Below are 20,914 nucleotides of genomic sequence, written 5' to 3'. Positions count from 1 at the left end.
TCGGGCTAAGAATTAATATGGGGAAAATGAATAATAAAAAGTACGAAAATGATAAACAGTATCAACAAGAGTGTATCGGGTTTTTACTTAAGGTATTGGAAATAGTCCTAAGTGCGAACCAACAAGTAGTTTACAAACTCTTGTTAACAAACATGGACAAACTGGATAATAACTTTCCACAACTGTTAAGAAACTGGGCAACCACTACTTTATCAACACAAACCTTAGATAAGGCTTTAAGTACTACAGCAGCAATTTCTATTTTTTGTGAAATAATTCAAGGGTTTCCAGGAGGAAGCATTGCCAATAATCAGGAGATTGCAATCGCAGGATGTGAAAGTGTTTTACAATTTTTTAACTCTAAAATAATCCCAGAACAATGGGCAGTACCAATAGCTCAATTCAGAGCAGGAACCCAAGCTATTTTAGCAAATGCTTATCTTAATCGTCGTGAGGGGGAACGAGTAAATAACCTAGAACAAGCAATTGCCTACGGTGAGGATGCTCTTAAAGTTTATAGCCAAGAAACTGTACCCCAACAATGGGCATCAACTTACACAACTTTAGCAATTGCCTACAGTCAGAGCCTTTGGGAAGATCGGACACATTATTTTGAACGAGCAATTATTTGTTGCAAAAAGGCTTTGCAAGTTTACACCCGTGAAGCTTTCCCGAAACTTTGGGCAGAAGCTCAAAATAACCTAGCGCTTGTGTACTATCAGCGTATCTACGGGAATCCATTAGAAAATGTAGAACTAGCAATCACTTGTTGTAAAAATTCTTTACAGGTTCATACCCGCGAAGATTTCCCGAAAGATTGGGCTAAGACTACCATAAATCTAGCAACTGCTTACCGACATCGCCTTGAAGGTAAACGAGTAGATAATCTGCAAGAGGCTATTACACTCTACCAAGAAGTATTAAATTTTATTGATGTCGAAATCTTTCCAGAAGAGTGGACTAAGGCGCAAGTTAACTTAGGTGCAGTTTATCAAGAACAAGCTTATCTCTATCTTGAAAGCGAAGGAAAAGAAAGTTTAAAAGAAGCTATTGAATACTGGATTAAAGCTGTTGAATATTTTAAATTTGAATCTTTTGAAGAAAGTTTGGCAATTCCTTTACCTCTGATTAGAGCAATAGCCTCAGCTATTTTAACAGATGAAGACTGGGACATTTCTCTTAACGATGACCAGCTAGAAAACTTAGATGAAGTAATTAATTGTTGGGAAAAAGCTTTGCAAGTTTCTAAGCATGAATTTTTTCCAGAAGAATGGGCAGCCATTTACATTAACTTGGGAAATGCCTACAAAAAGAGACACCGAATTCCAGAAGCCATAGAATCTTTTCAGTATGTGTTGGATTTTTACACTCCCATAGCTTTTCCTCAAGAATGTCTCAGAATTGGGCGAATATTGGGAAACTTAGCCTTCATTCATGGATTTTTGCTAGAAGCTACTAAAGCTTATGCTGCTGCTATTAATGCTTTGGAACAACTTCGCGCCTCAGTAATTTCAGATTCACATCGCAAAACAATTGTGGCAGTATTTTTAAATCTTTATGAGAATATGGTGCAAGCTTGCATTAATACTGGTCAACTGAATAAAGCGATCGAAACTGTCGAGCGTTCTCGCTCCAAACGCCTCGTAGATTTGATGGCAAGTAATGACCTCTACTCAGGCGGCGAAATCCCTCCCGAAGTGCAAGAATTATTGCGTCAATATGAAGCTTTACAAAAGCAAATTGACTCAGAACGTTTTTGCAATAATTCTGACATTAACCGAGGATTTATGGAAACAAGAAGTAGCGCCCAGGATCGTGCTGCTTTTCAAGCTTACAATGAAGCAATCGACATCCTAGAAAAACAAAAAGATCAAGTCTTTGAACAAATCAGGGGATTAGATCCTGTACTCGCTGGCGAAATTCAAGTTAGTGCCCCTGATTTCGCCCGGATGCAAAAACTGATCGATCGCCCAACCACTGCTATCCTAAGTTTCTACACAACTACGGACAACACTTATATCTTTATCCTGCGACAAAATCAGTCAACTCCCGATCTGCATACCTGTGAGGGACAAGGGATAGAAACATTACAAAATTGGATTTTGCAAAACTGGTTGCAGCCATACTACAACGATAAAGACACTTGGCAATCTCAGCTTGGTGATTTCTTGGCTGAACTAGCTCAACGTCTGCAAATCAATAACCTGATTAGCTGCTATCTCCAAGGCATTGAAGAACTAATTTTGGTACCTCACTTGCTGTTACACCAAATTCCTCTTGCAGCTTTACCGATTGAAGACACTGAACATTCCTATCTGGGTGACAAATTCCTGATTCGTTATGTCCCCAGTTGCCAAGTTTTGGAATTCTGCCAAGAACGGGAAAATAGACATCCAATAGGAGGTTCTCTCAACTATGGTATTGTCGCAGATGCTACAGAGGACTTAGCCTGCGCCAGTTTTGAAGCAGAGCAGATCGCTCATCTGTTTGATATCCCGGAAAGTCAGCATTTGAAAGGTCGCAGTCAAGCCACAAAAAGCAACTATCGTCAGTTAGCTTCCCAAGTTCAGCTACTTCACTCCTGCCACCATGCCGAATCGCGTCTTGATAAACCACTAGAATCAATACTAAAACTGGGAGATGGGACACTAACACTGGGAGAACTGCTTACTCCAGGTTGGCGACTTCCAAACCTCTCGGATGTATTCCTCTCCTGCTGTGAGACAAATTTAGGAGTTCCTGAATCTCTGGCTGATGAAATTCTTACCCTCTCTACGGGCTTTTTGTGCGCTGGGGCAAGAAGCGTTATCAGTACACACTGGTCTGTAGATGACTTGGCTACAGCCCTGTTTTCTATTTTCTATTATCAGCATCGAAAAGAAGGTAAAAGTCGTCCAGAAGCTTTGCAGCAAGCCCAGAAAAAATTGCGATCGCTCACCCAAGAAGATATCAAATCACTCTCCCAAAAGGTACAAACCAAGCGCCAAGAGGCTAGAAAACAGCGCAAGCAACACCCGCCTGGTTCAGCAGATTATTTGAAATGGGATGGTGAATATCGCAAGTACGCTGGAGTAACAGTTAAGATTGATAAAGTCAAAACTTATTCCAACGATGAACCCTACTCACATCCTCGCTACTGGGCAGCGTTCACCTGTTCTGGCTTGCGTTGAACATCAAAAAATCCTTGATTAAACCTCTGTCTAGTAATCCATACCAAAGAATAAAGTTTGAAACTTTGGTAAGATTAGTCGCGCAGTAGTTCTATGCCAGTTACTTCAAAACTTTATTATTCACTTCAGGACTTTATTATTCACTCCAGAACTTTATTATGAGCGTACAAAAGTTGAGCCGAGTCATCGCCCTATTTAATCAGTCCGGGGGTGTTGGGAAGACGAGTTTAGCAATGAACATTGCTTACCATATCCAAGAGCGTAAGCGTCGGGTACTTTTAGTTGATATGGACCCCCAAGGTTCTCTAACTACCTTCATGGGCAAAGACCCAACTGCACTCAAACAAACTGTTTACGAATCGATTTTGCAGAGCAAGCCTTTGCCCATCCATTCTAACATTCACGGTATAGATTTGACACCAGCGAATATCAGCTTGAGTGCAGCTGAACTGGAATTGGTAGTGGCAGATATGCGGGATACTAGGCTCAAAGAAGCTTTGGAACCAGTGCTGGAACAATATGATTTTATTCTGATTGATTGTCCTCCCAGCTTGGGGCTATTAAGTTACATTAGCCTGGTCGCGTCTACCCACGTACTTGTCCCAATTCAAACTCAATATAAAGCGTTTTGTGGAACGGAGTTGTTATTAAGTACAGTGGCGCGGGTCCGATCGCGTCCTAACCGCCAACTACAAATTGCTGGGTTTATCCCCACGATGTACGATGGTCGTAATATTCAAGATGCTCGCACTTTAGAAGCGATCCAAGAACAGTTACAAAAAGTTGGTGTAGTTTACCCAGCCATTCCTCGTTCTACTGCTTTTGCAGATGCCTCCGAAGATCATGTACCATTAGCACTCTATCAGCGCAAAAACCCTGCCGTATCGATTCTGAAAAAGATTGCGACTAGCCTGGAGAAATTAGCATGAGCCGACGCGATCGCCCTTATCAACAAATGAAGTCGTTGGATGTCCTGTTTGGGGATACTCCCACAGTAGCCGAAATGGTTTCTATAGAAACAATCTACCTTCCCCAACAACAGCCAAGGCGCTACTTTGACTCTCAAGCGATGCAGGAGTTGGCGGAATCGGTGCGACAACATGGGATTCTGCAACCGCTTTTGGTACGGAAAGGCAAAGATAACTTGTACGAGTTAGTGGCTGGAGAACGACGATACAGAGCAGCCAAGGAAGTCCAGCTAACTGAAGTACCAGTGGTGATTCGGGAATTGAGCGATGAAGAAGCCATGCAAATTTCCCTGATCGAGAACCTTTGCCGTGAAGATTTGAATCCAGTAGAGGAAACCGAGGGAATTTTGCAACTGTTGGCACTGCGTCTGGAATCATCAGTGGAAGAAATGCCATCGCTGCTTTATCGCATGAATAACGAAACGAATAAAGGAATTAACCATAACGTTATGGTTAAACCAGAATTAGAAGCAGTGCAGGAAGTTTTTCAAAGTTTGGGGCTAATGACTTGGGAATCCTTCGTGAAAAATCGTCTGCCGCTACTGAACTTGCCAGAGGATGTGTTAGGGGCTTTGCGAAGGGGTGAAATTGCATATACAAAGGCAAAAGCGATCGCACGTCTCAAAGATGAAAAGCAAAGAAAAGAACTGCTGGATGCAGCTATAGCCGAAAATCTTTCCCTGAGTCAAATTCAATCCCGACTAAAAGCTTATACTCAGCAGTCAGAACCAACAGAGCGAAAAGAGCGAGTAGAAGCGATCGTGCGCCGAGTTAAGCAAGCAAAGATTTGGGAAGATGCCCAAAAGTGGGAACGATTAGAAGCACTTCTAGCGCAAATGGAAGCATTGATTGGTGAAGAATAGGCTGATGTGGGAATTATAAGAATAAATCTTCGGAAAATTTGCGTTCACCAATCTCTAGCCTTATGAAAATTCGCCATCAATCACCCGCACTCAAAGATAGTTTTCTCGCGCAAGTAAGCCAGAAAAAAGCCGAAAATCGTCAAGCCACCCAAGAAGCATTAGGGGGTGGTTTTTTTGGAGCGATCGGTGGGGCAATGTTTGAGTTTAAGCAAGTCACCAATCAGTTTAAAGGTAGCGTGGGAGAATGGGGAATCTCACTGTTGCTGAAATCTTTGCCAGATAGTCGGGTGATGTTTAACAATGCCGTTATTCCTACCATGCGTTCAGGCAAATTTACGGAAATCGATCATCTGATGATTGGCCCAGGCGGGGTATTTTTAATAGAGGTAAAAACTTGGAAAGGATCGTTTAGCGCCTACAAAGATAATTGGAAGCGACGGGAAGGAAATGATTGGGTAGCTTTATCCAATAGTCCAAGTTCTCAAAGTGCCTATCATGAAAAGATGTTTCAGCAATGGATAAATGCTTTTGTTCCCAACTTGCCTAATAACTGTATCCTAGCAAAGAGTGGTATTTCCGGTAGCGAAATGGTTGGGAACTAATCAATGTTCAGTGCCAGTTTTGCTCCGAGCAAATGCTTTGTTACAGATGATAAATGAATCGCCAAATTGTTTGTCAGATAGTCAAATTTTAGCGATCGCCCAAGCTGTAGAAAATTTAAGTTTGCCCTCACCAAGCGAACCAAAACCAGCACCAATTTTGAAAAAACCTAAACCTTCTAAGCCTCAGAGTTAAATAAGAAAAACAGTTGGTAGTAGGACTATAAATTCCCTAATCTAACTTTGGAGGAAATAGAAGCTATGCTCGACTTAACGGAATTCACCAATACTCACAATGTCACAATGTTAAGTAGTTTCCTTTTCTAGTTTTCTATAAATTCTCACTATCTAGCCATTGATATAGCGACTGAGCTACAACTAGGTAAAATCTCTTTTGACTAAGAAACCAATGGAACCCATAACAGCTGGCGCGATCGCTCTCTTAACTCTGCTGCTTAACAAAACCTTTGAAAAAACAGGCGAAATCATTGTTGCCAAAACATTTGAGCAAGGAAAAAAAGTCCTCGAACGGCTCAAGGGAAAGTCTCCCGATACCGCTAAAGCTCTCAAAGCAGCGGCAGAACATCCAGTCCTACCTGCCGAACAGCCTCTAGATTACGGCGAAGCTGTTTTAGTGGAAAAGATTGAGTCAGCGGCTCAAACCGATCCAGATCTTAAAGCCGCTATAGAAGCTCTCGCCAATGATGTAGCCGCAGCCGCTAAAGCTAGTCCCGAACTGGCAGCAGCTATTCAAGCTCTGACAGAAACGGTACAAGCACAACGGTCAACTCCTCAAAACCCAGCGAAAATTGCTGAAACTATTGGAATTAACACTCAAAATATTCATGGCGGTCAAGTTTACCAGTCCTTTGGTCAAGGTGATATCAATATATGACTGACTTCATCTGAGCCAGAACAGACGAACGTTGATATTAACTGGCACGATATCTGTTATCAAATGCTCGATAAGCAGCGGCGGCTGACTAGCAATTACCTGCTACACCATAACGAAGCCGCCAAATTTGAGCGCGAGCAGATTTATGTTCCCCTAGCTTTAGTAGAACGAACCCAACCAGATAAACGAGAGCGTTCCTATTCCCCAGAAATGGGAAGTAAACTGTACGAACCGCAATATCAGGAAAAACAGCGTTTCGAGCATGAAGCTTTTCTAACTCAAGTTTTGCAGCGAGGGGAAGGTAAAACCAAGGGTAAGCAGATTGCTTTGATTGGAGAACCGGGTGCAGGAAAAACAACTCTACTGCAAGCGATCGCTTTTTGGGTGTTAGAAAATAATTTAGGCTATCCCATCTGGATAACACTGACTGACTGGAAGCAAACTGGCACAGACTTTCAGACTTATTTACGCCAGACTTGGCTCTCTCAAGCGATTCCAGAACCTCAACTAACCCAAGCCGTCCAAAACAACTTTACCCAGCAAATTCAGCAGGGGCGAGTATGGTTGCTGTTGGATGGGGTAGATGAGATTGCGGCATCGGGAGCAGATACACTCCAAACTATTGCTCGCCAACTAACAGGATGGATAACTTCTGCACGAGTCATCCTGACTTGTCGCTTGAACGTTTGGCAAGCTGATTCCAATGCTTTAGAAGCCCTTGAAACATATCGCCTACTAGACTTTGATTATCCTCAACAAGTGCATCAGTTTATCGATAACTGGTTTAACAGTAGGGATGCTGCTAAAGGGGAACGGTTAAAGACAGAATTAGATAGCTCTGATCGGGGACGGTTGCGGGATTTAGTGCAAAATCCCTTGCGGTTAGCACTATTATGCAGCAGTTGGCAAAATGAGGAAGGAAATTTACCTCAAACTAAGGCAGCACTTTACTATCAGTTCGTGCAACAGTTCTATAAATGGAAAGAATGCGCTTTCCCCATCAGTAGAGAAAAACAAAGAGAATTAAACAAAGCTTTGGGAGAGTTAGCACTACGGGATATTGAAGAAAGCAGTTCGCGTTTTCGGTTAAAGGAAAGTTTCATCTGTGAGGAATTGGGAGAACCAGAGGATAAAAATTCTCTGTTTTATAAAGCACTGCAACTTGGTTGGCTGAATCAAGTAGGAATTGCGGCGGAATCTGATATTAAAGAAAAGGTGTATGCCTTCTTTCATCCCACGTTTGAGGAATACTTTGCGGCAACTTCTGTGAAAGATTGGCATTACTTTTTCAACCATGTTCCTGGTAATCCCAGTCTGGGAACATATCGTGTTTTTGATCGCCAGTGGCGCGAAGTGATATTGTTATGGTTAGGTCAACCAGATGAAACAGTTGCCAGTGAACAAAAAAATGGATTAATTGATGCTTTAGTGGACTTTGAAGATGAGTGTGGAAGATATTTTAATAGTCAAGCTTTTCTTCTGGCATCAGAAGGTGTAGCGGAGTTCAGCCAATGCGATCGGGCTGATGAAATTGTGCAATGTGCAGTTGAGTGGTGTGTTGATAATCGTAACCCTTATTGGCAAGATTCAGAAGAATTTCTTTTTGATATCCAAAATGGAGTTCCGTTAATTATATATAAGGCTGAGCGTACTAAGACATTGAATTTTTTAAGAACTCTCCTAAGCCCTGAAGAGCCTGATTGGATTCGTTTATTGGCTGCTTATTGGCTAGCATATTTTGGTACTGAAAAATCAGAAATTATTCCTACTCTCATCAATTTATTACAAACTAACCAAAATTTAAATGTTATTTGGAAAACAGCACAACTCATGGGAATGATAGATTGTAATAATGTAGACGCTGTTAAAATTTTATATAATTTGTCAAATACAAGCGAAGATCCAAAAGTTATTCAACAAGTTGCTCATAGTTTGGGAAAACTTGGTTCTGGCAATGAATGTGCTATCAATGCGTTAATTGAATTAATCAATACTGCCGAAATTCCAATAGTTCGTTGGCAAGCTATTAAAAGCTTAGGAAAGGTAGGCTTTGGTAATTTTAATGCAATTAACACTTTAATTGAGTTATTACGCACAAGCCCAGACCTTTATATTTCTTGGAGAACCTCTCAAAGTTTAATAAATGTAAGTAAAGGGAATTCTTACACTATCAGAGAACTAATTAAGATTTTAATCAAGGCTCAGGATGCTTGGATACACTTGGCTTTTATTGAGAAATTGCTACCCATTAAACATTTAGATAAATTTTATTATAAAAATTTCTTAAGTAAGTTTAAGTTTAATTCATTTTATTATTTATGTACAGAAACTTTGACTTGGGATCTCAATGAAACTTTTGACTTGCATGACTACGACATAGTTAATATTAATTATGATTATAAACCTAGAATAAGCGATATTGCTTCTCCGGAAATTGAGGATTTCAAATATACTCATTACATAGCATACACCTGTTTTTTCACTAGCTTCATCTTACAAACTATTGCAGTTGACAGTGCCGATTTAATTCAATTTTTAGTAAGCCAAATAAAAAATAGTAAAATTCAGTGGTTTCGTTTACTGTCGGCTAGTACCTTGACCGAAGTAATTACCAATCAACCAGACTCAATAGTTTCTATTGTCGAGTTATTACAACAATCTAATTTGGATGAGGAAATCAAATTAGAAATTGCCAAAGGATTAGAAAATATTAGTAAATCTAACTTAGACATTGTGCAAGCTTTACTTAAAGTATTTCAAGCTACTCAAAATATAGAAACTCGTTTAGATATAGCTGATATTATACTCAATGCTGTTCCTAAAGATTCAGAGGTTATTGCCGCGCTGAATGAAATTTTACGTACAAACCAAGATGACGAAATTTGTTTAAGATCTGTAAAAATATTGCTAAATGCCAATCCTGAAAATTCGGATGCAATTGCTTTTGTGATTAAGATGCTACGTAATAGCCAAGATAAAGATATTGTAGAGGAAGCAATTGAATGCTCAGAAAACATTGCTCCAGGTAATTATGAAGCTATTAACGCTCTGATTCAGGTGCTTTCAACCAGTCAGGATGAAGGAACTTGCCAGCAAGCTGTGGAAAGTTTAGGAAAAATTGGTAATAATAGCCTTGAAGCAATTAATGCTTTGTTTCAGGTACTTTGCACTAGCCTGGATGAAGAAATGCTTCAAAAAGCTGTGGAAAGTTTAGAAAAGATTGGTAAAAATAACTTAGCAGCAATTCATGGCATAGTTCAATTACTGCATCGCAATCAGGATGAGGATACGCGCTTACAAGCTGCTGTAAGCTTATGGGAGTTAATTCCTGAAAATCCGGTAACTATTAAAATTATGATTCAACTACTGTGTAACAGCAATAATCAAAAAATCTTTCAGAAAGCTGCTAGCAATCTCAAAAAGATACTACAAAAAAACTATTTTGATTTGACAGTTATAGAATTAAAAGAGCTTTGGCTACACGATGAAACAGAAAATAGCGAACTACGCCGTGAAGCTTTAGAAAAAGTTCTTATACAATGTGCTGAAAATATGTTTTATCCAGACTTTCATAAAGCATGGAATAATCAAGAATATCGAATAGAAGAGACGGCACCGACACCGAAAAAATTGCTTTGGGAAGAAAAATATCAAGAAATTATTAATGAAGTTGTCAAAGATAATAGGGAAGCAAATTACGTACTAGATCTAGCGAAATTTTATGGATTCGATGAAAAAGATAAGCTACCGATGAAATACTATGAACAAGCATTGGACATAGCTAGAGAATTCCGCGATAGACGCTGGGAATGTTATGCTCTCAATCGGTTAGGCAATGTTTATCTTTCGCACAAACAATACGAACGAGCCTTATTTTATTATGAACAGCAGCTGAGCCTAGCTGGAGATGACTATCCCGAATGTAAGGCAAATTCTTTACACAATGAAGCCATTGTTTATGATTCTTTAAAACAGCCTGAAAAAGCCGTTAATTACTATCAGCTAGCAATAGCAATTGCCAGAAATATTCATGCTCAAAAGAGCGAAATTAATTTCTTAAACAATTTGGGTATTAGCTACCATTCTCAAGGTCAACACCAGCAGGCAGTTGAGTGCCATGAAAAAGCACTAGAAATGGCAAGTAAGGTGGGAGAACGCCAACTTGAGACTAGCGCTTTAACAGGATTATGCAATGCTTACTGTTCGCTAAAACAATTCCATCTGGCTATTGAAACCTGTCAAAATGTTTTGGAAATTAAACGAGAAGTCCGCGACCAATCAGGTGAATATACTGTTCTTCAAACTTTAGCAAACCTGTACTTACGGAGTGGTAAATTTCAGGAAGCTAAGACAACTTGGAATCAAATAGGTCAAATTCCTGTGGATGTTTGGTCTGTTCCAGAGTGGTACAAGCGGGTATTAAAATTTTCTCAAAGAGGTAAGTGGCAACTAACTTTATTCTGGTTCTTAGTTTTTGTGCTGCTTCTTTTGGCTCCACCTGTGCTTGTACTGCTAATATTTGGGAGACTTATTTGGCTGCTGGTTACGCGATGTTTAAGTCGCTATATGACGAGAGTTTGAACTGTGCAACTGAAGCATACACTCAATTTAGAGTTTATTTTGATTTGGCGATCGCTATCTGAGTCCACTTCTTATCTGCGTTCTAGTCCAACTCTCGGTTCTCACGTTGCTGCATCGTTCTTGTAGCTTTTGACCTAATGCGAGTAGCCTGTGGTAAAAGTTGCATAATTGCCTGTTGCCATTGCTGATGATCTGGATTGTTGTCATCTGCTACAACCACCTGTGGCACAGTGGAAAGAAAATTGATCGGGAGAGAACGATCGCTATCAACAGCCATATAGATTGTATTAGAGTTAGAGGAATACTCAGAGGCAAGCAGTTCAAGAGTCATCATGGGAGAGGAGGCTAGAGCCACTCTCTGTATCGATGAACTTTCACTGCCATTGAGTCCCACCCAAAACCAACCCGCAGACCGTTTACTTCCAGGGACTAAACATTGACCATCAGTTCCCCAAACAATTGCCCCATTTACTTGTCCCTGAAGCTCACGCATCACGAACACCGCATGACCAGAAACATCAGCGTAGACTAGACCGCTCTGATGCAAAGCATTGACCAAATTCTGAGGCACTTGTCTTTCCCGCGTCAGATAATTCTGCACCGCAGTCCACTGAGTTTCTACTGACTCAGGTAGTACAAAAGAGGGAGTAGGTTCAATTGCTATAATCTGTTGGGCTTGTTCCCTAGCATAATGAGTGATAGCTCGGAGCATTCCTTGGATGCCAAAGCGGTCAGCCAACCAAACTTGCGCCGCCTCCAACCCGCATTGATTAACCTGCATTACCAGGTCGAGCGCATTATTGCCACGCTTACTGCCTGTAAGGTCGGAGAATTGAGACTCGGTAATATTAAATTGGTATCCGTGACCGTGCCAAATGTACTCGCTCCCGGCACAATCAAGCCCCAACTCGTAAGCTACATCTAAAAGGGATAAGTCGCGCAATTGGTCAGTTTGTGCTTGTAAAAGTTTATTTTGGGCAACTAATTCCTTGAGACGTTGTTCTAGCTTCTGCCTTTCTCGTTCAGAAGCTTTTGCTTTTTGCTCGGCATCGCGCTTTTGCTTTTTGGCGAGAGTGCGATCGCTCAGTTGGCTATCGATGACATCTACACTAGGTTGCAATAATTGTTCGACCCGCTGCTTGTATCCAATGGTAGATTCAGTTGGAAGTGGTGAGGGAAGAGAGCGGAAACAGTGAAGCTCTGGCGATTCTTGGTTGACGTACCAATAATACTCCTTGATTTTCGTATAAGTAGCGTGACTCCCCTTAATCCCTCGTTCTATCCCTAGAGGTGAAAGCGCAGCGGCATAACTATCTTGCAGAGACGATAGTTGATACCTGCTACCAAATAGCGCCCGACAATTAAGTTTACCTTGCTCATCTAAAGGAACCAAATAAGCGTGGATGTGCGGTGTGATTTCATCTAAGTGCAATTCGGCTCTGACAATTCGATCGCCATATTCTGAAGATAACCAGTTGACTGAGGCAAGCTTCCACCTTTCTAAGCGTTCTTTGTCGTAGCTACCAGGAGCGGCGGAACAATCGGGACGGAAGTAATCAGGAGAAGCTCCAAGCAGTATCTCAACCGCTAAGACAGCATTAGAGCGAATAGTTTGATTACCGATTTTGGCTCTAACTAAAGTATCCAAGGGAGGGTCATCGCTATTTCCAATCAGCCTGATATTTTTAACATCAGGGTTAGCATTAGGAGTTCTTCCTGACTCAGGAATCAAAATTGCTGCACGCTATAGTAGAGACAAGCCACGCTACCGATAATATAAACCAACCAAGTGCCAAAAAAGCCGATCGCTCGTCCCGGTGAAGGGCCATAAGTTTGAATCAGTCCCCAAGCATGAGCAATCCGTGCCACAATTAGCATTGCACCAAGCATCCAAATCAAACCAGTTGCAGCTTGCATTAATTCCAGAGCCACCAGAAATAATAAAGCGATCGGAACATACTCAGTAAAATTGCCGTAAGCCCTAATCTTTCGCTGCAACACTCCATCATCTGCTTGTTTTGTCACAACAGTTTGTTGCGTCAGTTTCTCCACAAAAGCAGCCCAGGCATTAGGATTTTTGAGATAATCAGGTTGTGAAGCAACTTCAGTAGTTGTAGCTCCATGCCAAATGCGAGTTCGGGTGCGTTCCATGACTACCTGATAAGATAAACCTAACGCCAGTAACCCGTGACAGCCAATAAAAAAAGTAGAAATCGGAATCAGTGCAGACATTAACTTGGTAAAAGATTCAACTTTCTGTTTTGAGATTAATCCATTAAGCCGATCGCAGACAATAGCCACACAAGTTAAAGTGACCAGTATAGGTGTAGTTGCTCAGGAGTATACCTCCCATGTCCGATCGTCCCTATCATGTCGTCCTCTATGGTGCAAGTGGTTTCGTGGGTAAGCAAACCGTGCAATACTTCGCCGATCATACCTCGAAGCAAACCCGTTGGGCGATCGCCGGACGCAACCGCCCAAAATTGGAAGCAGTTCGCTCTCAAGTCGGTGTCGCAGTAGATGTCTTGGTTGCTGACAGCCAGGATCAAGAAGCAGTAGATAAAATAGTCTCTCAAACAAAGGTAATTCTGACTACAGCCGGACCCTTTGCTCTTTACGGCAACTCCCTTGTCGATGCCTGCGTGCGCTACAAAACCCACTATGTAGATATTACCGGGGAAACTCCTTGGGTGAAAACATTGATCGATCGCTATCATACCCAAGCAGCCCTCGATGGCACTCGAATCATTCCCTGTTGTGGCTTTGATTCTATCCCCTCAGATCTCGGCACCTATCTAGTTGTGCGTCACCTGCAACAAGAATTAGGAATACCCTGCAAATCTGTCAATGCCTATTTTCAAGCTTATGGTGGCTTTAATGGAGGTACACTGGCATCCGCCTTTAACTTGTATGATTCCAATCAAACAGAACAGTTAAAAGATCCCTTTTTGCTCAACCCACCAGGGAATCATAGTCAAACTGAGATTGAGCAAAATCGTGACCCAGAAACCCCCACTTTTGACTCGGATCTCAATACCTGGGTTGCTCCCTTCTTCATGGGAATCGTCAACACCCGCATTGTGCGCCGCAGTAGTGCTTTATACGAGCAATGGCAGGAGCCATACAGTTCAGATTTTACATATCAAGAGTATCTCAAATTCGATGAACCTCTGGCTAGGTTAAAAGCAACGAGTGTTAACGCTGGACTGGCATTGTTTACGAGTGCGTTGCAGCAACCAGTTGTGCGATCGCTCCTTCAACCCCTACTACCCCAACCTGGTAGTGGCCCAAATGAACTTTCAATGAATGAAGGTTGGTTTTCTTGCGAACTGATAGGTACTGGTGTTGACGGACGCAAAGTGCGCGGATTGATTCGAGATCAAGGAGATCCAGGCAACCGGGCTACCGTCAAATTCTTGTGTGAATCTGCCTTGAGTTTGGCAGAGCAAACCAACGAACTACCAGGAGGTGAGAAGCGGGGAGGTATTCTGACTCCAGCAACCGGGTTAGGTGATGTTTTGGCTCAAAGGTTACGTCAAGCTGGAATGACCATTGAAGTTGGGAAATAAATCCAAAAAGTGAGTAGCCTCGACTACAAACTCCAATCAGCATTCTGTAAAACTACTCGGTAGCCATCTGGGTCTTCAAAAGTGACTCCATTGTTGTCCCAATAAGGATTGTAAGATATGACAGGTTCATAACCCGTTTTTTTCATTCGCTCAACTGCCTGTTGCCATTCGAGTTGGTTCGGAAGGTAAAAGACGATTAAATTATCTTGAGTAGGAGCCTCACCTACAGTGTGTCCGCGATGGTGCGTGAATTCAAAATGGTAGGCTTCTCCAGGTATGCCAACCATTACCCCATCAAAACCTTCATGGTTGTCAAACCGATCGAGGATCTGTAGCCCTAAACCTTCAGTATAAAAGTGAACTACTTCAGTTAAGCGATCGGTTGGGCGAGCAACCCGCAAAATTTTTCCTGACAACATTTCTGGCTATCTCCATATTTTCTTGAAAGCTGAATATCTTCAGATTAAAGAACCGGATATTGGTCAAACCGCTGCATCAAATCAAGTAGTTCCTCTTGAGAAGGTTGTCGCCCATCTTTCGTCAACTGTGCCAACCCCTCAAAATACTGCTCGCGAGAATCCGCCGGACAAAACATAATCAGAAGGGTAGCCTGAGTTTGTCCAACATTAGAAAACCCATGAGGTGTATTCTCTGGTACCAACATAAAAGCTTTGGGTTGAGCAACGACTCGACGTTCGCCCAAAACCAGTTCAATTTCGCCTTCGACAACATAAAACATTTCCGTAAGTTCTTTGTGAATGTGCGGACTGGCTCCTAATGCTCCTGGTTCCATGACAAATTCAAACAATCCAAAATGTTCATGAGTATCTTTGCCTGTGGCTTTAAACGTACAGGTACTAGTGCGAATTTGCACCGAACGCCCTTCTCCAGGTTGCAAGATCAAAGGTAGTGACATGGAAATCTCCTGATAATTTAAAGGTTTGGCAAGTATGACATTGACTTTATAAAGAGAGTTCTTTAGTTTGTAAGTATGACAAAAAAAACACTTCCTCTCTTAACCGCTACTCGGACAAGGCGGACGATCGTACAGTTATTAAAGCAAGAGGGTAGCCTAGATGCCGAAACCCTCGCCTCCCGCTTAGGGATTACAGCAATGGCAGTGCGGCAGCATCTTTATGCCTTGCAAGAAGAACAGTTAGTCACCTATCAGGAACAACCCCGCCCAATGGGGCGACCTGCAAAGTTATGGCAGTTAACCACATCAGCTTCACGCTTTTTCCCAGAAGGATACGCAGAACTTACCTTAAGTCTACTCAAATCAGTAAAAGAAGCCTTTGGGGAAGCAGGGTTAGAGCAGTTGCTCTCCATTCGGACTCGACAACAGATTGAAGGTTACTCCAAGCAAATGAAAGGGAAACGAAACCTATTGCAACGCTTGAATAAGTTAGCCCAGATTCGGACTAATGAAGGCTACATGGCTCAAATACAAAGTAATCCAGATGGATCGTTTCTACTAATAGAAAACCACTGTCCCATCTCCCGCATTTCTCACAAACTGATTCAAGAAGCTGATTTGGGGATAAAAAGTTGAACTTTTTGAAAAACCAGGGATTTGGGAACAGTCGAAAGAGAAAATTTTAATTTAAATTCAGCAAACCGTTACTAAATTGTCGGAAAAATCAACTAAATTCAAATTAGTTCTCATAAGAAAATTGACCGCATATATTGTCAGTCATTAAAGAACTATGAAATTGAGCAAGTTCCCTTAAAAAAATCAACCAGTATCGGGAATTGCTTGAATTCTAGAATAAGCAATGGACAAAATATCTTGAAAAGGACAAGCGCTGGTAATAGCAATTAGAATTCGTCTGACACTCACAGTAATTCTCGCTCCCAACTTCAGAAAATTCAAACGAATTGTGCCAACTGTGGCTTGAGAAAAAGAAGTTCTAGATAAACAATGATGCCGAAAAGCTTGCATTAAAATGTATGCTATTGATGAGAACCAAAGTCTTAATTGATTACTGTGAAATGTTTGGGTTGAAGTGCGGTCAGCAAATAAATCTAATTGTTGTTCTTTCAGGCGATTTTCCATCTCCCCTCTCGGACAATATTTATCGGTATAAAGTTTTGATGGGGGGATTTTTGCAGCGGGTAAAGAGGTCACAACATGACGAATTTTTAAGCCTTCACTCCCATAACAAACTTTAGTAACAACCCTTCTAGGACGACTCCATGATTTTTCGGTTTGGTAGGTTAAAGAACGATACCAAGTTGAACTAGGAACTAACGTTCTGACTACTTCTAAATCTTCATTTTTCTCAAACAAACTTTCCATTAATTCAACAATCGGTTCAAGCTTTTTTAAGTATTCATTTTTAGCTTTCGCAATTGTCTGATTAGCTCTGAACTTTAATTGGCTATTAGTTGCCATAGCTATCGCATATTCAACGCCTTCTTGTTCTTCACAGAATTTAAATATTTCTTCCCGAGCATAAGCACTATCCCCGCGTACTAAAATCCGCGTATTGGGCCATTCTTTTCTAATTAATCCAATCACTCTTTGTAGTTCTTCTAATGCTCCGTCTGCTGGATCTACATTAGAGGGACGCAGCTTGGCTACTAATAAATGATGCCCAGAAAAAATATATAAAGGAGCATAACAAACTCCTTGATAATAAGTATTGAAAAAAGCTCCCTCTTGATTGCCATGTACTTGATCGTCTGTGACATCCATATCCAAAATAATTTGCTCAGGAGGCTTTTTATAAGACTGTAAAAAGATATCAATAAAAAGTTTTTCTATTTTTTTCGGGTCATGTTCAATCCGATGGTAACGACTATTTTATTGATTGAGAATAGTTTCGGGACAATATTCTAGTCGATTTATTGTACTTTTTCCGGCTAAACTGACTTGATTTAATTCTAATTTATCAATTTTTTCTAAGCCTATAGCTAAAGCTGCATCATCACGTAATTTGTCGTGGTCATTGACATCTTCATAACCTAAGACGAGTGCATAAATTCTTTGGGTGACTAATTGCTCAACTGAGTAATCTATATAAGAGGAATTTCTATAATCTTGAAAACCATCAGCGAATTGCTTGCTAATTTTCAGCTTTTTATCTAACTCTGCTATTAAGATAATTCCGGCATCTGAGGTGATTCTCCCTCCCGAAAAATCAGCGATTATTTCTTGGCTTTTATGTTTTCCTAAATGGAGTTGATTACTGACTTTTGTTCGAGAATTAGGAGTCATAAATGGAGTAAAACTATATCTTTTACTCCTTAATTATAGCAGGTTTTATTTATCTTATAAGTGATCTTCCAATAATTAACTATTCGGAAAAATTGCAGTTAAATTTTTGATTTTTTCCCTGTCTAATCCCTAATAATTTTGCGTTGATACCAATTCACACACTGTTAGATCTCTTAACTGGGCGTTCGCACGATTCAAATCCTTATCCTGTAAGGCTTCTGCTGTTAGCGATCGCACATTTTGTGAGAAATGCGGGACTAGCACCTAGTTTCGTTCTGGAAGTTTTTGCTGCTTTTCCTCAAACAACATTGGCTCAAGAACGGCAACAATTTACAGCTTTGCGTCGCATCGATCGACAAGAAGCAATGGGAGCCAAAGCCAAACCTCCAACCCTTGCTTTAGTACCAGGTTATGGACTCAATATTAGTTTTATTCCCACCGGGGAAACTATCGAAAAAATTTGGTTGGATAACCCACAATATGCAACTTTAGATGTAGATGGTTGTTTAGAAGATCTTCCTCGCAGTCGTCAGTGCGATCGTCCTGGCGCACAAATCGTACATTTGCGCCGCATTCGCGATCTCAGATTCCCTGGACTTTACCCAACAACAAGTACTTTACTAACTGTTGTTACTAACTCTGGTCAACAGCGAAATGTTTATACCTTTCGATTAATAAAAGGACAAGGAAATCCAAATTACAATACAGTTGAAGTTGTGCCAACTTCCAGCTATTCCAATAACATTACGCTATCCAATAACATCAGCCAAAATAATTCTTCGATAGGATACGATACGATCGCAACAGGCGTACAAGTTGCATTGGCGCAAGGAATTTTACAACCCCGTTCCCGACTTTGGTATCGCATTGATAGTTTTTTACTCCGGCTGAAAGCAGGTACACCTTTGCAGACAGCCGCAACACTTTCTGGATTATCTGACAAAGTAGTGTTGCGCTTACACAATTTAGGCATTAGTAATGGCGTTAATAGTAGATTACAAATAGCACCAACATCAGTACCTAACTATCAAAATTCTAGGTATCCAACACCAGGAATTTCCAGAGGAGTCGATTGAATATGTTAGTAACTTTTTTACTAAAGGTGTTCCATAGTAAGGAATTTAAACGGTTTGGTCAAGGATGCTTGGGATTTATTTTCGCTTTCGTATTAAGCGGACTTTTCTTAACTTCTACGCAGGCTCAACTTCCAATTAATAACCAACCAGTAGCAGCAATTCCAACCACAACCTTTAAAAATGCAGCGATTCCCGATTGGAGCCAAATTAATTTTAGTTCCTTACCTGGAGCTTTATCTAATGGAGGTTTTACTGTACCCTCAGATATCGTTTCTCAATTAGGATTCGACCCATCACGTAGTTGGATAACAGGTCAAAAGCCAGAAACTTTTTTAACACTGGGCGATTTTGAATCAGCTTTTTATCTTCAGAAATTCAATTTAGCGGCGATCGCTCAACTGGTTGGTTTAGATTTATCCCATTTGAAATTAGCTGATTTGGGAACGATGAAATTCCAAACTATTACTAGTTTGGTCAAAGCTATCCCAACTTTGAAAGATGCAAAAATTGCGAAAGTATTACCAATTAATGACCTATTAGCTGCTTCTCTTCCGCAAGGATTCAATTCAAATCAAACCATCGGTCAACTTTTGCAACAATCCCCCATTTTAGGCGAACTTTCTCTTGAGGATATTCCGCTAACTGTTAAATCTTACGGTCAGAAAACAAGAGCTAATTACGAACAAGCTTTGCGCTCAATGGGTTGTCAGTAATTTTTTCAATTTACATGAGAATGTGATGATGAAAATCAAAATTTTGGCTAAATATCGCTTTGGTTTGGCAATTCTAGTCAGCTTGATAGTAATTATTGCTTTTGGTTGGGGTTTCCTGACTAAAACGCAAGTCACAAAAGCCACATTATTGACCTGGCAACCTGCAAGACAAGTTGTTGAATCTGCTTTATTACAAAAAGTTTTAACAGAGAACTTTCAACTCGTCAATAGTGAGAATTTCCCGGATGTAAATCAAGTTAAAGTAGTTACTTTAGCAGCGGAAAATAAATATTTCGTATTTGATTTCCATACTCTCAAGGTATGCGGTACTGCTGGCTGTTTATATAGTGCTTACACAACCGATGGTCAAAACATTTTAAGCTTAATGCTTAATCCCCAATTACCTAAAGGATTTAGTTTGTTAGTTCAAAGTGCCGAAAAAAGAAACGGTTATCCCTGTTTAGATGTATTTCAACAAAATTATAACGAGTTAGTTAGTAGCAGTCATTTTTGTTTGAATTCAGGACAATTACTGTTATTAAATCAGTCTCTTAAGGAAATTGAATTATGAAGATTAACGCTACAGTTTTAGCTCAATCGAACAATTCTAATCTCTACAAATCAACTACAGCCCAACAATTAATTCACCAACTTCAATCTCCCAGTGGGTTGATGTTATTAGGATGTCTTGGTTTTGCGATCGCCTTACAATTACTCAATGGAGTTGGTAAGAAAGGCAAACTTGCTACTGGCTACTGGGGAAGTGGAAAAGAGAAAATCCGTGCTGCTAAGGTTGCCAAAAAACAGATGCGAACAGTAACGCGCAATAACGTTGCTCTCTATATTGGCACACCAAATCTAATGACAAAAAAGCTGCGTCAAGAATGGGAAACTGCTGGACTAATTAAAAAGTTAAATTGGAAGCAGCGAACAATGCAAACATTCGCCGCGACACCGACTTTATATGTACCAGATGCCCAAAGGGGGATTTGTGCTATAGGTGCAGCGGGTTCGGGAAAAACCTTCAGCGTGATTGACCCTTTGATTCGTTCGGCACTCGATCAAGGTTTCCCCGTCTGCCTCTACGATTTTAAATATCCGGCGCAAACTAAACGGGCTGATGGTAAGAACTACACTCTTAGCGATCGAGATGGGCAAACAGTTCTCAAATTTAGTGCTAACGGTTTGGGAGTGCGCGTTGATTCTAATGTTCGACTTCAGCCTGAACAAGAACGAGATTTGATTGACTTGGTAATGGCA

At 40.8% G+C, this 20,914-nt stretch carries 16 protein-coding genes and 2 pseudogenes; 13 read left to right on the top strand and 5 right to left on the bottom strand.

The genetic code is table 11. The annotated features are described in order from the left end of the window. Positions 1 to 26 precede the first annotated feature (26 nt). The 7 genes from ACE1CC_RS04685 (at position 27) to ACE1CC_RS04655 (ending at position 11,076) form a co-directional block, all read left to right on the top strand. Positions 27 to 3,170: a CHAT domain-containing protein gene (locus ACE1CC_RS04685; RefSeq protein ID WP_413269309.1), complete on the top strand. Its 3,144-nt coding sequence runs from the start codon at positions 27 to 29 to the stop codon at positions 3,168 to 3,170. A gap of 173 nt (positions 3,171 to 3,343) precedes the next feature. After that, on the top strand, positions 3,344 to 4,099 hold the full coding sequence (locus tag ACE1CC_RS04680; protein WP_459563663.1) for a ParA family protein: 756 nt from the start codon (positions 3,344 to 3,346) through the stop codon (positions 4,097 to 4,099). Continuing rightward, positions 4,096 to 5,001 (top strand): ParB/RepB/Spo0J family partition protein, encoded by a 906-nt coding sequence (locus ACE1CC_RS04675; protein WP_413269307.1) that lies wholly within the window; start codon positions 4,096 to 4,098, stop codon positions 4,999 to 5,001. The genes ACE1CC_RS04680 and ACE1CC_RS04675 overlap by 4 nt, the downstream gene beginning before the upstream one ends. Before the next feature lie 62 nt (positions 5,002 to 5,063). After that, entirely contained in the window at positions 5,064 to 5,603 is a 540-nt protein-coding gene (locus tag ACE1CC_RS04670) for a nuclease-related domain-containing protein (RefSeq protein WP_413269306.1), read from the top strand. Between the two features lie 10 nt (positions 5,604 to 5,613). Further along, on the top strand, positions 5,614 to 5,796 hold the full coding sequence (locus ACE1CC_RS04665) for a hypothetical protein (protein WP_413269305.1): 183 nt from the start codon (positions 5,614 to 5,616) through the stop codon (positions 5,794 to 5,796). Positions 5,797 to 6,009: 213 nt separating this feature from the next. Beyond that, on the top strand, positions 6,010 to 6,495 hold the full coding sequence (locus ACE1CC_RS04660; RefSeq protein ID WP_413269304.1) for a hypothetical protein: 486 nt from the start codon (positions 6,010 to 6,012) through the stop codon (positions 6,493 to 6,495). 63 nt (positions 6,496 to 6,558) lie between these two features. After that, the gene (locus tag ACE1CC_RS04655; RefSeq protein WP_413269303.1) at positions 6,559 to 11,076 is read left to right on the top strand and encodes a HEAT repeat domain-containing protein; all 4,518 of its coding nucleotides are present in this window, start codon (positions 6,559 to 6,561) and stop codon (positions 11,074 to 11,076) included. A gap of 82 nt (positions 11,077 to 11,158) precedes the next feature. Here the strand turns inward: ACE1CC_RS04655 and mobV are convergent, their stop codons facing one another. Then, positions 11,159 to 12,808, bottom strand: a complete 1,650-nt coding sequence (gene mobV / locus ACE1CC_RS04650) for a MobV family relaxase (RefSeq protein WP_413269302.1) — start codon at positions 12,806 to 12,808, stop codon at positions 11,159 to 11,161. Then, on the bottom strand, positions 12,805 to 13,308 hold the full coding sequence (locus ACE1CC_RS04645; protein ID WP_413269301.1) for an MAPEG family protein: 504 nt from the start codon (positions 13,306 to 13,308) through the stop codon (positions 12,805 to 12,807). The genes mobV and ACE1CC_RS04645 overlap by 4 nt, the downstream gene beginning before the upstream one ends. A gap of 119 nt (positions 13,309 to 13,427) precedes the next feature. Here ACE1CC_RS04645 and ACE1CC_RS04640 point away from each other — a divergent pair, with 119 nt between their 5' ends. After that, the gene (locus ACE1CC_RS04640; RefSeq protein WP_413269300.1) at positions 13,428 to 14,645 is read left to right on the top strand and encodes a saccharopine dehydrogenase family protein; all 1,218 of its coding nucleotides are present in this window, start codon (positions 13,428 to 13,430) and stop codon (positions 14,643 to 14,645) included. Between the two features lie 23 nt (positions 14,646 to 14,668). On the opposite strand, the gene ACE1CC_RS04635 is transcribed toward ACE1CC_RS04640, so the two are convergent. Together ACE1CC_RS04635 and ACE1CC_RS04630 are read right to left on the bottom strand one after the other, a co-directional pair. Then, positions 14,669 to 15,064, bottom strand: coding sequence for a VOC family protein (locus tag ACE1CC_RS04635; RefSeq protein WP_413269299.1), 396 nt, complete (start codon positions 15,062 to 15,064; stop codon positions 14,669 to 14,671). Positions 15,065 to 15,108: 44 nt separating this feature from the next. Further along, positions 15,109 to 15,561, bottom strand: coding sequence for a cupin domain-containing protein (locus tag ACE1CC_RS04630; RefSeq protein WP_413269298.1), 453 nt, complete (start codon positions 15,559 to 15,561; stop codon positions 15,109 to 15,111). 75 nt (positions 15,562 to 15,636) lie between these two features. Between ACE1CC_RS04630 and ACE1CC_RS04625 the strand changes: the two genes are divergently transcribed. Then, entirely contained in the window at positions 15,637 to 16,197 is a 561-nt protein-coding gene (locus tag ACE1CC_RS04625; protein ID WP_413269297.1) for a helix-turn-helix transcriptional regulator, read from the top strand. A 183-nt stretch (positions 16,198 to 16,380) separates the two neighbouring features. Here the strand turns inward: ACE1CC_RS04625 and ACE1CC_RS04620 are convergent. Then, a pseudogene (locus ACE1CC_RS04620) lies at positions 16,381 to 17,865 on the bottom strand (IS1380 family transposase). Between the two features lie 143 nt (positions 17,866 to 18,008). Between ACE1CC_RS04620 and ACE1CC_RS04615 the strand changes: the two are divergent. The 4 genes and pseudogenes from ACE1CC_RS04615 to ACE1CC_RS04600 form a co-directional block, all read left to right on the top strand. After that, positions 18,009 to 18,941 (top strand): hypothetical protein, encoded by a 933-nt coding sequence (locus ACE1CC_RS04615; protein ID WP_413269296.1) that lies wholly within the window; start codon positions 18,009 to 18,011, stop codon positions 18,939 to 18,941. Between the two features lie 2 nt (positions 18,942 to 18,943). Beyond that, positions 18,944 to 19,654, top strand: a complete 711-nt coding sequence (locus ACE1CC_RS04610; protein WP_413269295.1) for a hypothetical protein — start codon at positions 18,944 to 18,946, stop codon at positions 19,652 to 19,654. Positions 19,655 to 19,679: 25 nt separating this feature from the next. Beyond that, positions 19,680 to 20,225 (top strand): hypothetical protein, encoded by a 546-nt coding sequence (locus tag ACE1CC_RS04605; RefSeq protein ID WP_413269294.1) that lies wholly within the window; start codon positions 19,680 to 19,682, stop codon positions 20,223 to 20,225. Further along, positions 20,222 to 20,914: pseudogene (locus ACE1CC_RS04600) on the top strand (hypothetical protein); the annotation flags it as partial. The gene ACE1CC_RS04605 and the pseudogene ACE1CC_RS04600, both read left to right, overlap by 4 nt.

Source organism: Floridaenema aerugineum BLCC-F46, from assembly GCF_041929345.1.
Classification (GTDB): Bacteria; Cyanobacteriota; Cyanobacteriia; order Cyanobacteriales; family Aerosakkonemataceae; genus Floridanema; species Floridanema aerugineum.
This window is presented reverse-complemented; position numbering and strand designations above follow the sequence as displayed.

Bases quoted from the DNA above. Each gene is read 5' to 3' on its own strand.
- ACE1CC_RS04685 (WP_413269309.1), top strand. From the start codon at position 27: ATGAATAATAAAAAGTACGAAAATGATAAACAGTATCAACAAGAGTGT.
- ACE1CC_RS04675 (WP_413269307.1), top strand. From the start codon at position 4,096: ATGAGCCGACGCGATCGCCCTTATCAACAAATGAAGTCGTTGGATGTC.
- ACE1CC_RS04670 (WP_413269306.1), top strand. From the start codon at position 5,064: ATGAAAATTCGCCATCAATCACCCGCACTCAAAGATAGTTTTCTCGCG.
- ACE1CC_RS04660 (WP_413269304.1), top strand. From the start codon at position 6,010: ATGGAACCCATAACAGCTGGCGCGATCGCTCTCTTAACTCTGCTGCTT.
- ACE1CC_RS04655 (WP_413269303.1), top strand. From the start codon at position 6,559: ATGCTCGATAAGCAGCGGCGGCTGACTAGCAATTACCTGCTACACCAT.
- ACE1CC_RS04645 (WP_413269301.1), bottom strand. From the start codon at position 13,308: ATGTCTGCACTGATTCCGATTTCTACTTTTTTTATTGGCTGTCACGGG.
- ACE1CC_RS04640 (WP_413269300.1), top strand. From the start codon at position 13,428: ATGTCCGATCGTCCCTATCATGTCGTCCTCTATGGTGCAAGTGGTTTC.
- ACE1CC_RS04635 (WP_413269299.1), bottom strand. From the start codon at position 15,064: ATGTTGTCAGGAAAAATTTTGCGGGTTGCTCGCCCAACCGATCGCTTA.
- ACE1CC_RS04630 (WP_413269298.1), bottom strand. From the start codon at position 15,561: ATGTCACTACCTTTGATCTTGCAACCTGGAGAAGGGCGTTCGGTGCAA.
- ACE1CC_RS04625 (WP_413269297.1), top strand. From the start codon at position 15,637: ATGACAAAAAAAACACTTCCTCTCTTAACCGCTACTCGGACAAGGCGG.
- ACE1CC_RS04610 (WP_413269295.1), top strand. From the start codon at position 18,944: ATGTTAGTAACTTTTTTACTAAAGGTGTTCCATAGTAAGGAATTTAAA.
- ACE1CC_RS04605 (WP_413269294.1), top strand. From the start codon at position 19,680: ATGATGAAAATCAAAATTTTGGCTAAATATCGCTTTGGTTTGGCAATT.